The 15,022-nt window shown below is 40.8% G+C and carries 13 protein-coding genes and 1 pseudogene; 2 read left to right on the top strand and 12 right to left on the bottom strand.

All coding sequences use genetic code 11. The annotated features are described in order from the left end of the window. A partial coding sequence (locus Q0954_RS29075; RefSeq protein WP_299463759.1) for a hypothetical protein occupies positions 1-199 on the bottom strand: 199 nt, incomplete at its 3' end. Between the two features lie 903 nt (positions 200-1,102). On the opposite strand from Q0954_RS29075, the gene Q0954_RS29070 reads away from it, so the two are divergent. Next, on the top strand, positions 1,103-2,800 hold the full coding sequence (locus Q0954_RS29070; RefSeq protein WP_299463757.1) for an ATP-binding protein: 1,698 nt from the start codon (positions 1,103-1,105) through the stop codon (positions 2,798-2,800). 18 nt (positions 2,801-2,818) lie between these two features. Further along, entirely contained in the window at positions 2,819-3,145 is a 327-nt protein-coding gene (locus Q0954_RS29065) for a helix-turn-helix transcriptional regulator (RefSeq protein ID WP_299463754.1), read from the top strand. A 207-nt stretch (positions 3,146-3,352) separates the two neighbouring features. Here Q0954_RS29065 and Q0954_RS29060 read toward each other — a convergent pair whose 3' ends face one another. The 11 genes and pseudogenes from Q0954_RS29060 to Q0954_RS29010 form a co-directional block, all read right to left on the bottom strand. Further along, positions 3,353-4,603, bottom strand: coding sequence for a GTP-binding protein (locus Q0954_RS29060; RefSeq protein ID WP_299463751.1), 1,251 nt, complete (start codon positions 4,601-4,603; stop codon positions 3,353-3,355). Between the two features lie 431 nt (positions 4,604-5,034). Beyond that, entirely contained in the window at positions 5,035-5,940 is a 906-nt protein-coding gene (gene cysD, locus Q0954_RS29055; protein WP_299463748.1) for a sulfate adenylyltransferase subunit CysD, read from the bottom strand. A gap of 294 nt (positions 5,941-6,234) precedes the next feature. Further along, the gene (locus Q0954_RS29050; RefSeq protein ID WP_299463746.1) at positions 6,235-6,933 is read right to left on the bottom strand and encodes a phosphoadenylyl-sulfate reductase; all 699 of its coding nucleotides are present in this window, start codon (positions 6,931-6,933) and stop codon (positions 6,235-6,237) included. 160 nt (positions 6,934-7,093) lie between these two features. Then, the gene (locus Q0954_RS29045; RefSeq protein WP_299463743.1) at positions 7,094-7,540 is read right to left on the bottom strand and encodes a DUF3592 domain-containing protein; all 447 of its coding nucleotides are present in this window, start codon (positions 7,538-7,540) and stop codon (positions 7,094-7,096) included. A 313-nt stretch (positions 7,541-7,853) separates the two neighbouring features. Further along, positions 7,854-8,753, bottom strand: coding sequence for a sulfite exporter TauE/SafE family protein (locus Q0954_RS29040; protein WP_299463740.1), 900 nt, complete (start codon positions 8,751-8,753; stop codon positions 7,854-7,856). 2 nt (positions 8,754-8,755) lie between these two features. After that, on the bottom strand, positions 8,756-9,424 hold the full coding sequence (locus Q0954_RS29035) for a bifunctional precorrin-2 dehydrogenase/sirohydrochlorin ferrochelatase (protein ID WP_299463737.1): 669 nt from the start codon (positions 9,422-9,424) through the stop codon (positions 8,756-8,758). Next, positions 9,414-10,268: a uroporphyrinogen-III C-methyltransferase gene (gene cobA / locus Q0954_RS29030; RefSeq protein WP_299463734.1), complete on the bottom strand. Its 855-nt coding sequence runs from the start codon at positions 10,266-10,268 to the stop codon at positions 9,414-9,416. The genes Q0954_RS29035 and cobA overlap by 11 nt, the downstream gene beginning before the upstream one ends. 114 nt (positions 10,269-10,382) lie before the next feature. Continuing rightward, entirely contained in the window at positions 10,383-12,512 is a 2,130-nt protein-coding gene (locus Q0954_RS29025; protein ID WP_299463731.1) for a nitrite reductase, read from the bottom strand. Between the two features lie 565 nt (positions 12,513-13,077). Continuing rightward, positions 13,078-13,983 (bottom strand): PHB depolymerase family esterase, encoded by a 906-nt coding sequence (locus Q0954_RS29020; RefSeq protein WP_299463729.1) that lies wholly within the window; start codon positions 13,981-13,983, stop codon positions 13,078-13,080. Positions 13,984-14,124: 141 nt separating this feature from the next. Beyond that, positions 14,125-14,481, bottom strand: a complete 357-nt coding sequence (locus tag Q0954_RS29015) for a type II toxin-antitoxin system HigA family antitoxin (protein ID WP_299463726.1) — start codon at positions 14,479-14,481, stop codon at positions 14,125-14,127. A 126-nt stretch (positions 14,482-14,607) separates the two neighbouring features. After that, positions 14,608-14,754, bottom strand: a pseudogene (locus tag Q0954_RS29010) (type II toxin-antitoxin system HigB family toxin); the annotation flags it as partial. Between the last annotated feature and the right edge of the window lie 268 nt (positions 14,755-15,022).

The raw sequence follows: 15,022 nt of genomic DNA, 5'->3' as shown, positions 1-15,022 counted from the left end.
CCATACGGCTAGAAGTCTGAAGACTTCTTTTTATGTGGAGTTTCAAGTGACCCTTCGGAACACTTAAAACAGCAGGGGTGGCCAAACTCAACCTGCTCAGCTCTTTTAAGTCTTTTTTAGGAGACTTGAAAGTATTGATAAGTACAAGTCTTCGGACTTGTTTGCGCAGCAAAATAGTTTTCGACTCAAAGTGAGCCATACGGCTAGAAGTCTGAAGACTTCTTTTTATGTGGAGTTTCAAGTGACCCTTCGGAACACTTAAAACAGCAGGGTAGTAAATTTCATTGCTTGGCGCTCTGTAGTATTTTGAGAGGTTTTGCTACTCAAGTAAGTTGGGAGACTTCCATTCATCCAAGCCTTATACGGAAGGGTTTTAACAGCCGACCCCGATTCCAGCGTTTGAGGGTGTTTTTCAGTATTCCGAAAAACGAGAAGGTTGTTCTACGATTATTAATGACACATTGTCCAGGGCTTAAAACAGCGGGGCAGCAAAAAACCATCGTCTATTGACTGAATGATATTGACCTAGCAAATAAGGGTAAGTTTTTAATTTGCCTTGTTTTTCAAAAACAAAACATTAGTTTAGCCAAGCAAGTGATTTTAACTATTCAACGTTGCTCTTTAGAAGTAAGGAAAGTTGCAAACTTTCAATTATCTGTAGACACAAGCTTACAGTTCCGAACTTATTTCGGAGTTACGCTGCGTTAAACTTACGCCAGTAGAGGCAAACCCCAACACCTTGTGGTTTTTCATGGAAATTTTAACCTTGCAAAAGTGAATAATGAGGCTAAAGAATGTGTAAATTATTTCCTTTAGCTTAATTGTTACAAAGTACTCTACCCAGCATTTAACTTTATTGAGCCCAGCGCGGTGAAACTGCGGCTGAGATTTTTTAAAAGTACCATTATAGCCTTATATCGTATTTTTAAGGGTTTGTCGAAACTTGAAAAATACTGTTTACAGGCGCTTCAATGGGGCGATTTAGCTTTGCTGAACTCGTAAACTCAGTTGTGGAGACACAAACTGAGGCGAAGAATACTTAAAATTGCAAGAGCGGGATGTTTTTTAAATGATATTTCATATCCTTTAACTTAAAAAATATATGGAAAAATTCGAAATAAAGCCTTCAGTAGATGAAACTCAAGAATTTATTGAGATTGCTAATGATTTTTCTAACCCTTTAGATATAGTAAGGGAGGCAGTCAGTAATGCCTTTGATGCTAGAGCAAAGAATATATACATATCTTTTGACGTTGTCAAAAGGTATGGAGAAAAGGTTTTAAAGATAGTCATGAAAGATGACGGTTTAGGCATGGATAAGGAAGGTTTACAATCATTTTTTGATTTAGGAAACTCATTAAGTCGAGGTAAAGAGGAGAATATAGGTGAAAAAGGACATGGTACTAAAGTTTATTTTAACAGCTCTAAGATAGAAGTTATTACTCAAAAATCGGGTTCGCCTTGTTATAGAGCCATTATGGATGAACCAATCAAAAAACTGTTTGATAGAAATATTCCTATTGTTGATGTTTCACAAAGTGATGATTTAGAGTATTCTGGGACGGAAATTATTATATACGGTTATAATAATAATAGACGTGATAAGTTTACCCATGAAAACTTAAAAGATTATATTTTATGGTTTACTAAGTTTGGGTCTTTTGAATTGAAGCATGGTATATCGGTTCATCAAGATTCTAAGTTTTTTTTAAAAGGTTTTGGTAAAGATAAATATGAGGAATTGAAGTTTGGACATGTTTTTCCAGAGAAAAGCCCTTCTGTACAAAAGCTTTTTGAAAAGTATATGGTTTCAGCACCAGACTATTATTGTAAACAAATAATAAAGGAAGGTCATTTAAAAAATCATCCTGAAATATCATATCAGGCAACTTTTTCAATAGAGGGTAATAAAGTTAAACAATGGGGCAATCCTATGTTAAGAAGGTCTGGCAAACCTAGAAAAATGGGTGATTATACTGTTCAAGAGCGGTATGGGATATGGTTGTGTAAAGATTTTATACCAATTCAAAGAAAGAATGAGTGGATAACAAAGAAAGGGAGTGAATACGTGAAGTTTCATGCATTCTTTAATTGCCAAGATTTGAGACTTACGGCTAATAGAGGATCTGTTGATAATACACCTTCTGAAATACTAGATGATATAAGAGATGAGGTTAGGAGCATTTATAATCAAATCATTGAAAGTAATGATTGGACTGAGATGGAGTGGCTTGAGTCAGAAGCTACTGCATATAAAACGATTGAAAAAGAGCAGAAAGAATTTAAATGGAGAGAAAAGAAAATATTAAATTCAAAAATTTGCGAGTATAAAAATATAGTATTAGTTGAGCCTAGCAGAGAAAGTGGGGTGTTTGCTTTAGTGTTACAGTTATCTGTATTAGAAAAAGACATTTTCCCTTTTAAAATGTTGGATTATGATACACATTCAGGGTTAGATGTAATTGCTAAGGGTGATTCAACAACACCAGTAACATCTGCTAAGTTATATTATGTTGAGTTTAAGTTTTTTCTTACAAAAGATTTTAATCATTCTTTTCAAAACCTGTATTCGATAGTTTGTTGGGATACAACTATTAAACATGATGAGATAGTTAAGGATTTAAAAGGAGAGGAGAGAAAGATGCAAATTATTGCTCCCGAATCAGAAGGAGATTATACAAAGTTTTTTCTTGATAACCCTAGAAGTATACATAAAATAGAAGTATTTGTCCTTAAACATTTTTTGAAAGAAAAATTGGGAATTGATTTTAGACCAAGAACCAGTGAAGATTCTTTATAGGAATAAACCAATTAACCTATGAGTATTGAACGCATAAAGAAGAAATTAAAAGAAAACTCAAAAAAAGATATTACTTGGATAGAAAAGGCAAAATATAGGGCTGAAAATGAAGCTTGGCTAGATGTGTCTTTTGCTATTGCTACCAAGATTTTACTTGTTTTGAGAAGCAATAAAGAAAATAACATTGCTCCAAAAACACAAAAAGAGTTGGCAGAAGTAATCGGTGTTACACCACAGTATGTAAACAAAGTTGTTAAAGGAAAAGAAAACTTGCCACTGGAAAATATTGTCAAGTTTGAAAAAGCGTTGGTTATCATGTTGATGCACAGCAAAATAAGAGGTTAGCCATAAGACTAGAAAGCCTGTCTTGTAAAGATCGAAGGTTTCTTTTTATGTGTGGTTTCAAGTGATCCTTCGGAACATTTAAAACAGCGAGGCTACTGACTTTAAGGATTGAGCATTAAAAAATAGACGCGTGAGCCATTGGACTACAGACTCTGGACTATAAAAAAGACCCCATCCGAAAGCCAGGTGAGGTCTTTGAACATTTAACTAACTTACAGCCACCACCATTCCGGCAGCTACAGTATTATGGCTATGTTCATCAACCAAAATAAAGCTACCGTTGGCAGGGTTTTCTTTATAATTATCTATCAATATCTCTTGAGCAGTTTTTAATTGGACTTGCCCCAAGTCGTTTAAATCAAACTTGTCAGCGCCCGTTGTTTCCTGCAAAGTTTCTATGTCTATTTTGTGCACAAAATCACTGATTTTCACCCTGGTAGTGTTGCTGTTGTGGCGCAACAAATAAAACTGGTTAGGCTCCAGCGGTTGGGTATCCATCCAGCAAATAGAAGCCGTGATTTGGCGAGTAGGAGAGAGGCTCGCTTGTGAGGGCACAATCATATCACCCCGGCTAATATCAATGTCGTCTTCGAGGTGCAACACCACCGACATAGGAGCAAAAGCCTCCTCAATTTCTTCTTGGTTAATCTCCAGCGCTTTTATTTTAGAGCGTGTACCCGAAGGCAATACCGTTACCTCATCGCCTTTACGGTATACCCCGCTTAGCACCTTGCCCGCGTACCCTCTATAGTCAGGGTGGTCAGCCGTTTGGGGGCGAATGACCCACTGTACTTGAAAACGATTGCTGCTCAATTGAGGTTTTTTGTCTACATCTACCTCCTCCAAAAACCTCAGCAAAGGTTTGCCCTCATACCAAGGCATTTTTTCTGAAGGCTCTACCACATTGTCCCCGTCAAGGGCGCTTACCGGGATAAAAGTAAGGTTAGGAATATCCAGTCCTTTGGTTACCTCTTTGTAGTCTGCCACAATCTTGTCAAACTGCGCCTGGCTATAGTCTACTAGGTCCATTTTGTTGATACAAACCACAAAATGTTTGATTCCCAATAAGTTGCAAATAAAAGAGTGGCGGCGGGTTTGCTCAATCACCCCATTGCGCCCATCAATCAAAATAATGGCAAGGTCAGAGTTAGATGCACCCGTTACCATGTTGCGGGTATATTGCACGTGCCCAGGGCTATCGGCAATGATAAATTTGCGTTTGCTCGTGTTAAAATATTTATATGCAACATCTATAGTAATGCCTTGTTCGCGCTCTGAGCGCAACCCATCAGTAAGCAAGGCAAGGTCAATTTCGCCATTCTGCTTGTTTTTACTGGCACGGCTGATCGCCTCCAGTTGGTCGTCCAAAATAGATTGGCTATCAAATAGCAAGCGCCCAATCAAAGTACTTTTGCCATCGTCAACACTTCCGGCAGTAATAAATCTTAATATGTCCATAATGATAATGACTTTCTCGTTTTTAGTTAAATGTAATTTAGTTTTTTAGTTCATAGTCCATAGTCGGTAGTCAGTAGTTGGGAGCTTCTCTAGCATCAAGCTTTTAATTACGCTTTTTGTAAACAATTGAAAATCAACGTGATACAAAAGTGTAGATACCTGTGGAACAGGGCATAGCTTGCGACTTGTCGCTTGAAGCTTGCCCCCTGTCGGGGCTTTTAGCAATAAGCGATAAGTCTTTAGTCTTACTAAATCAATGGACTTCCGACTACTAACTCCCAATCATTATTCTTATTAGTTTTTTAGTTCATAGTCAGTAGTTGGGAGCTTCTCTAGCATCAAGCTTTTAGCGATAAGCGATAAGTCTTTAGTCTTACTAAATCTATGGACTACTGACTCCCAACTCCCGACTACTGACTCCCGACTCCCAACTAAAAATACCCCACTTTCTTTCTATCCTCCATCGCTGCTTCCGACTGTTGGTCGTCAATGCGTAAACCACGCTCGGTAATACGTGAAGCTTTGATTTCTTCGATTACCTCGTCTATAGTGCTCGCCTTAGACGAAACCGCCGCCGTACAAGTAATGTCACCTACCGTACGAAAACGCACTGTTTGTTTGGTAAAAGTATCGTTCACATCTAAGTTGATATGAGGCGAATTGGCCATCAACTGCCCATCTCTTTCGATACACTCGCGCTCGTGGGCGTAATAAATAGAAGGAATATCAATGCCTTCGCGTTTGATGTAGTTCCACACATCCAACTCAGTCCAATTACTAATAGGGAACACCCTCACGTTTTCGCCTTTATTGATTTTACCATTGTAAATGTTCCAAAGCTCCGGACGCTGTTTCTTAGGTTGCCACTGACCAAAATCATCTCTTACCGAAAAAATTCGCTCTTTGGCTCTAGCCTTTTCCTCATCGCGGCGCGCCCCCCCAATACAAGCGTCAAACTGATGTTTTTCTATAGTTTCCAGCAGCGTATAAGTCTGCAACGAATTACGGCTGGCATATTTTCCACTTTGTTCTTTTACCTTTTTGCTATCAATCGCCTCTTGCACATAGCCCACCACCAACTCCTCACCTAGGCTCTCCACCAATTGGTCGCGAAACTGAATCGTCTCATCAAAGTTGTGTCCAGTGTCAATATGTACCAAAGGGAAAGGAAACTTACCCGGACGAAAAGCCTTTTGCGCCAAACGCACCAAAGTAATAGAATCTTTTCCGCCTGAGAACAACAACGCAGGGCGTTCAAACTGTCCTGCCACCTCTCTTAAAATATGAATGGCTTCTGCCTCCAATTGATCCAGGTAATCTAAAGTATATTGTTTCATAAGTGTTTTTTTATAGCAGCTGTAAGTTTTAAGCTACAAGCTTCAATTACTGCTTGTTGTGTTGTTAAATGTTTCAAAGTTTAGCCGTGAGCTATAAGCCTCGGCGGGTATTAAATCAATATAAAATGAACCCTATCTATGGGTTAAGGCAAGTACAGGCAACTTGCCTGTATTTGCACCATCACTTAGTTTAAATATTGAACCCTATTTATGGGTTAACTACTACGACAAAAAGTTTTTTAGTCGGTAGCCTCAAGCTTTGGGCCTTTAGGGCTATTGATTCCCAACTCCCAACTATTTATGCAACCCACATTCTTTCTTGGTGGGGTTTTCCCACCACCAGCGTCCGGCGCGAAGCGCTTCGCCCACCTTTACGGCACGGGTGCAAGGCTCGCAGCCAATGCTGGGGTAACCATGGTCATACAGTTGGTTATAGGGTACGTTGTTATCTAAAATATATTTTTCGGTTTGGTCGAGCGACCAGGCAAATAGCGGGTGAGCTTTTACAATGCCCCGCCCTTCGTCCCATTCCAGCACATCCATATTGCTTTGGCGGTTATTCGATTGTCCACCTCTGATGCCTGTAATCCAGCACTCAACCCCCTGCAGGGCACGGTTCAAAGGCACTACCTTACGGATAAAGCAACATTCTTTGCGGTTTTCTACTGAATCATAAAAACTATAATTTCCTTTATTGCTTACCAAGGTCTGGAGCTCTTGGCTCTCTGGAAAAAACACCTCAATTTTTTGCTTATAAGCCTTGTTGGTTTCCTCCAATACTTGGTGCGTTTCTTTAAACAGCCTGCCTGTGTCAAGGGTAAATACCTTGATGGGGATTTGATAACTAAAAATCATATCAGTAATTACCTGATCTTCAAGACTAAAGCTAGTCGAGAAAGCAATCTTTCCGGCAAACTTTTTAGCCAGGTTTCTGAGCGTCTGTACCGGGTTTTGCGCATCGGCAAGCGTGTTGATGTTGGCTAATTCTTTCATATTCTTTATTGTTAGTTGGTAGTCCAGTCAGGTTCTAGCTTGCTAGTTTAACCTACCGTAAACTATCCATTGTTAGTTAAATGCTTTATTAGTTAGTAATAGTTGGTAGCTATCATATTTGCAACTTCTCCCAACTATTGACTATCGTCTCCCGACTATATCAAAAAACTAAATAATACACACCAGCCATCGCCATTACCAGGCTACTAATACCCAGAGCTACTGGCAACCAGTATACGGGTTTCAGCCCCTTTTCTATGACTGCTTCCTGGTGGTTTTTAGGGTTGTAATACACTGGCACAAAGTCTTTACTTTGTAGTTGTTGGGCAGCCTGCGCCTGTTTTTTCCAGTTTTCGTATAAATTTACCTTTCGGCAATGATAGATCTGTCCATCTACCCGGTAGGCAATTTTTAGAGGGACTACTGCACTAAAGTCTACCTCATCGGCAGTGCTCTCTATGCTCGCGGTAAGCACTCCATTGGTTTTTTGCCAGGTTTTGCTTTGTAGTGCACGACTAATCACCAGATAGCCCACACTAGTTTGCCAAACTCCTACAATAAGACAAGGCACAACGCCTACTAAAAAGATGATTAATAACTCGTTCATTATTTTATGTATGTTAAGTAGCAGCAAGCAATTAGCTACAAGCAAAGATAACTCTCTCATAATATGATAGTTATACTTGCATATTAGGTATATTTAATTTTGTCTTGGTACATAGTTAAATAGTCAATAGTCGGGAGCCTCTACAGCCTCAAGTCCTTAGATACCGATGAATATCGGTGCTTCAAGCCTATTACTAATTCCATATAATTCTGACTTTCAGTAGCTTATGAAATCGGTAGATAGAAGCCCAGAGTTGGTAGTTTTTGAGCTTCGCTTCGCGAACCATAAAACAATAGAGCCATCTATAAAACGATTAAGTAATAGAGGCATAAAAAAAGCTCCCTACCATATAGCTACTCAATAAAATGATCGTAATCCCTACAATCCGCATCAGCATTTTAGACTGAAGCCTGGCGGCTAAAAAAGCCGAAAAGTAAGACGCTGGCACCCCACCAATCAGCAAGCCCGCAATCAACATCCAGTCTTTGGGGGTAAGGTGTACTAAACTCAAAAATGCTCCGGTAGAAATTACCGCAATAAAAAATTTCACGGTGTTTACCGTACCAATCGTATAGCGTGGGGTGCGTCCTTTACTTATGAGCGTAGAAGTAATCAAGGCGCTCCAGCCACCGCCGCCTACCCCGTCGAGAAAACCGCCAACCAAAGCAAGCGGTGTAATGTTTCTAGTCTTTTGTTTACGGACTTTCTTTTTGAGCGAACGCGAAAAAACCACAATGCCCATTCCCAACATGTACACTGCTACAAAAGGTTTAATCAGGTGACCATTGATGCTGGTGAGTAACAAAGTACCCAACAACACCCCCACAATGCCCGGAATGAGCAAATGCCAAAAAAGCTTCTTGTTGATATTGCCCATGCGGTAGTGTGCCCAGCCCGACGTACCATTGGTAAATACTGCGGTGGCATGTACACTACTACTTACTAAAATAGGCGGCAAGCCCAGGCTCAATAATATGGTAGAAGTAATGAGCCCATAAGCCACCCCAATGGTTTGTACTACAAAACCAATGGCAATGTAGCCCACAAAACTCCATGAGAGGTGAGGGGTGATTTGTCGAATTGCCTTGCTCAGCGCTGGAGGTTGGTTGACAAAAAACACGATGACCAAACTCACCAAAAAAAGGCTTGCTGCAGTGTATACTACCCGGCGAATATGCCATGTAAAAGCCTTTTGTACCTTCTCTAAATTCATCACTATGCGTTGTGCGACTTTTCAGCCTGCTTTTGTTGTTCCTGTTTTCCTGTTGTTGGAGTGTTTGCCCCGTTTGCCACCATGTTTTCGGTAAGCGCATTGAGGGTTTCCAGCTTGTGCTGAAAGTCACCCTTGAGGCGGTTTCTAAACTGGTGCAAATTGTCCAGTAGATTTTGAATATTATCGGGCAAAGTAGCCTCAAAATACTGGCGCATGCGTTTTGCCAGCGTAGGCGACTTGCCATTGGTAGAAATGGCTATTTTCAAATCTCCTTTTTTTACCACCGACCCCAAATAAAAATCGCACAAGTCGGGGGTATCTGCCACGTTGATAATAGTTTTTTGCCCTCGTGCCTGTTGGCGAATGCTTTGGTGCAGTGGTTGATTGTCAGTGGCGCAAATCACCAAGTCGCGGTCTTTTAAGTCGTTTGTCTGGTATGGGCGCTCAAGCAAACTTACCGTAGGGTGTTGATCAATCAAGGCGCGCGTTTCGGGCAGTACCATATCTGCCACCACTGTTACATTGGCCTCAGGGCTGTTTTTGAGCAGCGCCGAAAGTTTTTCGAGCCCTACATTGCCTGCGCCTACCAGCAAAATATCGAGCTGGTGTAGCTTCAAAAAAATAGGAAACAAGTTGTTGCCTGTGTTTTCTGTTGTAGTATTAGTTGCCATAGTTGCCATAGTTGCCCGCGTTGATCTGTTGGTTTACCAAATTTTTAAATTCAGCTGGAGCCGAAGCTGCCAACCTTACTACCTCGCCAATTACAATGACTGCTGGAGCACCTAAGCCTTTTTGCTCGGCTATATCGGCAATGTTGTGTACTTCGCCAAAACCAGTTTTTTCGTTGGTACAACTTCCATTCTGAATGATTGCCACGGGTGTATTTTGTTTACCGTATTGGCTAAATATGGCGGTGATTTCTTTGAGTTTGCGCATTCCCATTAGAATAATAACCGTAGCCGATGATTGTGCTGCTAAAGGCATATCTTGAGATATTTCCTGTTTTTTGGTGGTGCCCGTAATTACCCAAAAACTTTCGTTGATGCCACGCTTGGTCAAAGGAATTTGCTTAAGTGCAGGCACGGCAAGCGAGCTACTGATGCCAGGCACTACTTCGGTGTCCATGTCAAACGATTGGGCAAAAGCCAACTCTTCGTGTCCGCGGCCAAACACAAAAGGATCTCCTCCCTTAAGGCGCACTACGTGCCCGTGTTGAAAAGCCTCCTCTACAATCAATTGATTGATCTGGTCTTGCGACAAATATTTCTTACCTCCGCGTTTGCCCACATACTTTTTAAGGGCACTTTTGGGGGCATATTCCAACAAAGCCGGATTTGCCAAGGCATCGTATAGCACCACATCGGCGTTTGCCAAAGCCCTGATAGCCTTCAGGGTAATGAGTTCGGGGTCGCCAGGACCCGCGCCCACTAGCGTAAGCTTGGGCTTAAGGGTGCGTCGTTGGCTCAAAGCCCCCTGGTATAATGTAGTGTTGGTATTGTTTAAAAAAGCGTTCATAGTGTTTTTTGGGTTCTTGGTACTTGGTATTGGGTTCTTGGTTTTTTAGTGTTCATTATTTTGGGTGCTTAATGCGTCGCTTTTACCCAACGCCCAGCACCCAATACCTAGCACCTAAAGTGTCGTTTCCGCTACTTGCTTGCCACGATAAGCTTTAATTTTATTTAAGAAATCTCCCGCCTGTTCAATGTATTCTTTGGCAAACTCAGCGGTGGGTGCGTGTTGGTTCATGCGCAATACATGTGCTTTAAAACCACCCTCAAAGGTAAATTCGGCTTGATTGCCCAAATGCTCTTCAAACTTTTTCATCACTGTAATCTGAGCATTGGTTTTTACATCTTCGCCCAGCAGCAAAGCCTTGGCACCATTGATAAAAGTGTTGTAAGCATGGTAAATGGCATCGGCGTAAGCCCCTTCGTTAAAAGTTTGTTGAGCGGTTTGATATTTTTCTTCGGTTTCGTATACCAACGTAGCCACCAGGTCAATGATTACCCCCGCACATTCGCCTACTGCCTTGATCACTTCAAAAGGATCGTTGTGTCCCCAGTCAAGAAAATCGTCTTGTTCCAGGTTGTCCAGGTTTGCCAAAGGCTTAAGTAGGCTGTAAAAATATTTTTTGCCCAAACGACGGTAATAATCAGGGTAATACTCACCTTCTAATTGGTTGGCGTCATAGTCGGCGAGTAGCACACGTAGCACTTCTACGCCACGTTTGCTGGGTACTTTTATCACCTTATCCGCCACCAGACCATCTCCGTTGCCACTTACACCACCTCCTAACAATACCTGTAGAGCTGGCAATACCAAGGCGCCTTTTTTAATAGAGCTTCCGTGGAAACCAATGGTGGCAAGCGTGTGCTGTCCGCAAGAGTTGGGGCAGCCACTAATTTTGATTTTAATTTGTTGGTTATGAATCAAGTCGGGGTATTCAGCGTGGATTACCTCTTCAAGAGCACGGGTAATGCCAGTGCTGCTTGAGATGCCCAGGTTACAAGTGTCGGTGCCAGGGCAAGCCGTAATATCGGCCACACTGTCGTAACCCGGTTGGGCAAGGTTGAGCGAGTCGAGTGCCTGAAACAAGGCCGGCAACGATTCTTTACGTACGTACTTTAGCAAGTAGTTTTGGCTAATGGTAATTCTAATGTCATCAGCAGCGTAAGTTTGCACAATTTGCGCAAGCTCACGTGCCGTTTTAGTGTTCATATTGCCTAAAGGCAGTTTAATAAAGACTCCGTAAAACCCGGCTTGCTTTTGTTCAAATACATTGGTAGCAAGCCAACGGTCGTATTGTTGTTGGTTATTTATTTGTATGTTGGCAAGTGCCCCGTTTAGTGGTGCTGGAGGGCTTACTTCTGGTAAAATATCGCGGTTGATCGGGTAGGTTTTGTAAGGCAAAGCTTTGCGCTCAGCTTCAGCAAGCTCCAGTACTTTTTCGAGCCCTAATTCCTTTACCAAAAACTTAAGCCTGGCCTTTTGGCGACGGCTACGCTCTCCGTAGCGATCAAACACCCTGAGAATAGATTCACTGAAAGGGATCAATTGATCTTCGGGTAAAAATTCTACCCCGGTTTTAGCCAAGTGAGGGATAGCACCTAGGCCACCACCCAACATTACTTTAAAACCGCGTTCTTCTTCGCCTTGGGCGTTGGTGCGTACTTTGGGTATAAAGCCCAAATCGTGAATAAAAGTAAAGGCAGTATCGGCTTCGCTTGATGAGAAAGCAATTTTAAATTTACGACCCATTTCCTGGCAAACCGGGTTGCGTAAAAAGTATTCGAACACCACTTGAGCATAAGGCGATACATCAAAGGGCTCGTTGGGGTCAATCCCTGCTCTTGCCGAAGCAGTTACATTACGCACGGTATTGCCGCAGGCTTCACGCAAAGTAATTTGGTCTTTTTCGAGTTGTGCCCATAGCTCAGGGGTGCGGTCAAGGCTCACATAGTGAATCTGAATGTCTTGGCGGGTAGTAGCGTGCAAGTTGCCGTCAGAGTATTCGTCGGCAACATCGGCAATGCGTACCAATTGTTGAGTAGTGAGGCGTCCAAAAGGTATTTTGATTCGGATCATTTGCACCCCCGGCTGACGTTGTCCGTAGACTCCTCGCGCCAATCGTAAGCTGCGAAACTTTTCATCGTCAATTTTTCCTTCATGGAATAATTGAATTTTATTGCCCAGCTCGATGATGTCTTTCTCAACGATTGGGTTGTTCAAATCCTCTAATTCGGTTCTAAAACTTTGCATTGTGTCGTAGTGTCTTACTTGGTTTATTTGAATACTTAAGTGTTCTTCTTGGTTTCCCTTGGGCAATTTCGGAAAGAAGATTTAGACCTACGGCAACAAAAAAGCCTTTCCTGAATTGCAACAGAAAAGGCTTTACGCTTTATTTTTTCTTACAAAGTTTCGTGTGTGATGAAACGGTGCTATCGAATAAAAAAGCCCTCCCTGTGGATAAGGGAAGGCTTGAGATTATATTTTGGTATTTTTATATAATACAATTCACCTTCCCATTCGACACATACAACACCAAAACCAGCAAGCGCAACGCTTGGAGGCGGCGATTTTGTCGTTGAATAGAAATTGGTGAATGTTTAAGTTCATTGCTCTTTTATCAGTTAAATGTTGCACAAACGTATTGCATTAAAAATTAGATTCCAAAACTATTTCTGAAAAAATGCCAAAAAACGTTAAATTTTAACTTTCTGGTAACATTGGTTATAGGAAAAGTGCAATTTAGAGTCAAGTTTGGGTAATTGGGTATTAATCGCAAAAATGTAGCAACCCTATCAGCTCACTCAGCTTTTTAGTTTTAATGTTGTTGAAAAAACTTCCATATTTCAGTAAATAAGATGTTATCTACTTCTTGATTGCCAAAGCCATGACCAGTAGCGAGGGCTACCATGTACCTTACTTCATGGCTAGAGTCACAATTAGCATAACTGTATGACTTGACTTGAGCGGTTTTCCAAACTAAATCTTGCTGCACAACAGTAGTGCTACAATTAAAAGTCTTTGCCCAATTTAAAGCACTATTTTCGGCTGACAAAAACTCTCCTACCTTAGAGGTACCTCCATTGACAGGCACCAGGTTATCAACGGCACCATTTACTTGAAAAACGGACAGGGTTTTGGCAGGGGTAAGGTTGCCAGTGCTTATAATTTGTTGACTAAAAAGAGGAGCAATGGCTCTAAAGTGGTCGCTTGACTTTCCTAACAAATTCACCATTCCAGCACCATTCGAAAATCCAAATGCATACATTTTAGAGGTGTCTAATTCGGGGTATTTGGCAAGTTGCTGTACAATGAGTTTGACAAATTCTACGTCATCTGCTGTAGTAGCTTCAGTGCCTAAGTTCCAATACCCCCCACTACTGCCATCGTTGGCATGACCATTGGGGTACACTCCAATAAACTCTTTGCCATCAATTAGTTGGTTGAGGGTAGTATTACTTAAATATTGCATGCCACTGCCTCCCGACCCATGAAAAGCAAATACCACAGGGTAAGACTGGGTGCTACCACTTAAGTCGGTGGGGGCTTTTATGTACACCTTTCGGGAAACAGTTTTTCCTTCTATGGTTTGGTCAATAGATATTTCGTTGACTCCAGCCACTAGCTGGGCAGTGGCTGGGGATGTGGTATCTTCTTTTTTGTTGCAGCTAATTATGAAAGATGCAAATAGAAGAATTATGGCGGTTTGTGTGAGTGTGTTCATCAAGAGTTCGTTTGTTTATTTACTACAACGGCCTGCTAATGAGTCAAGACTAAATTTAAGGATATATTTACGCAAGTGTTTTGTGCTTTGAAAGTGTGTTTGAATTTTCGTTTGTTCCATTTAAAAATTTTAAGAGCTTGCTTAATATTCCTGCACCAACACGTTAGTAGGAATGTTTAAACTTTTGTGTATCGACCTAATCATTTCTAAGGTAAGCTTTCGTTTATAGTTCATTACTTCGCTTACTCTACTTTTGAAGCCAATGATTTCCACTAAGTCTTTTTGTTGAAGCCCTAACTGCTCCATTCTAAATTTAATGGCTTCAATAGGGTCAGGTAAAGCAATTGAATGGTGTTCACTTTCATATTGATCTATCAAAATAGATAGTACTTCCAGTTCATCACCTTCAGCAGTTCCAGGTTTAGCATCAAAAATTTCTTCTAATCTTTCTAATGCTTGGTTATATTCTGTTTCGGTTTTTATTACTTTAAGATTCATATTGATTTAACGTTTCAATCCTTGTTTTGGTGGAAGTATACTGCACAGGTTGTTCGTATTGGATTTTAAGGTGTAACCTCCTTATGATAAAAGACTATGCATATTTAATTATATTGATATTCATAATTAAACTGTATCTGCATTCACTTTGTCATATTCAGCATGAGTACCAATAAAACGAATCCAAATTATTTTAACTTCAAAGTTAATCCGCACAATCAGCCTATAATGATTACCTTTAATATTAAATACAAAGCGATTATCTACTAGGATAACTTACTTAATTTACAGTGTACTTAGTTCCTTGCGGGATAAACAGCTGCCAAAATAGCCTCGAAGTAATGTAGAATTTACTTAGTTATCAAAGGGGTTACATTATATAATCTGACATTGAAGCAGCATCTTGCTACGAAAAAAAACACCCGTAAAAAAGACCGCGTACTGTTTTTTAATCTAAAAAATGAGTAACTAATCAGTGTATGTGCTAACCTGATATTTAGCAATCCTGGATAAGGCTTCTAACACGTTTAAGCCATTTTTG

Source organism: uncultured Microscilla sp. (genome assembly GCF_947493425.1).
In the GTDB taxonomy this organism is placed as follows: Bacteria; Bacteroidota; Bacteroidia; order Cytophagales; family Microscillaceae; genus Microscilla.
Note: the sequence above shows the minus strand (reverse complement) of the source record. Positions and strands in the feature narration are given on the sequence as shown.

Excerpts from the sequence above, each read along its gene's own strand:
- Q0954_RS29040 (WP_299463740.1), bottom strand. The coding sequence starts at position 8,753 with ATGAATTTAGAGAAGGTACAAAAGGCTTTTACATGGCATATTCGCCGG.
- Q0954_RS29025 (WP_299463731.1), bottom strand. The coding sequence starts at position 12,512 with ATGCAAAGTTTTAGAACCGAATTAGAGGATTTGAACAACCCAATCGTT.
- Q0954_RS29050 (WP_299463746.1), bottom strand. The coding sequence starts at position 6,933 with ATGAAAGAATTAGCCAACATCAACACGCTTGCCGATGCGCAAAACCCG.
- cysD (WP_299463748.1), bottom strand. The coding sequence starts at position 5,940 with ATGAAACAATATACTTTAGATTACCTGGATCAATTGGAGGCAGAAGCC.
- Q0954_RS29020 (WP_299463729.1), bottom strand. The coding sequence starts at position 13,983 with ATGAACACACTCACACAAACCGCCATAATTCTTCTATTTGCATCTTTC.
- Q0954_RS29035 (WP_299463737.1), bottom strand. The coding sequence starts at position 9,424 with ATGGCAACTAATACTACAACAGAAAACACAGGCAACAACTTGTTTCCT.
- Q0954_RS29015 (WP_299463726.1), bottom strand. The coding sequence starts at position 14,481 with ATGAATCTTAAAGTAATAAAAACCGAAACAGAATATAACCAAGCATTA.
- Q0954_RS29070 (WP_299463757.1), top strand. The coding sequence starts at position 1,103 with ATGGAAAAATTCGAAATAAAGCCTTCAGTAGATGAAACTCAAGAATTT.
- cobA (WP_299463734.1), bottom strand. The coding sequence starts at position 10,268 with ATGAACGCTTTTTTAAACAATACCAACACTACATTATACCAGGGGGCT.
- Q0954_RS29065 (WP_299463754.1), top strand. The coding sequence starts at position 2,819 with ATGAGTATTGAACGCATAAAGAAGAAATTAAAAGAAAACTCAAAAAAA.
- Q0954_RS29060 (WP_299463751.1), bottom strand. The coding sequence starts at position 4,603 with ATGGACATATTAAGATTTATTACTGCCGGAAGTGTTGACGATGGCAAA.
- Q0954_RS29045 (WP_299463743.1), bottom strand. The coding sequence starts at position 7,540 with ATGAACGAGTTATTAATCATCTTTTTAGTAGGCGTTGTGCCTTGTCTT.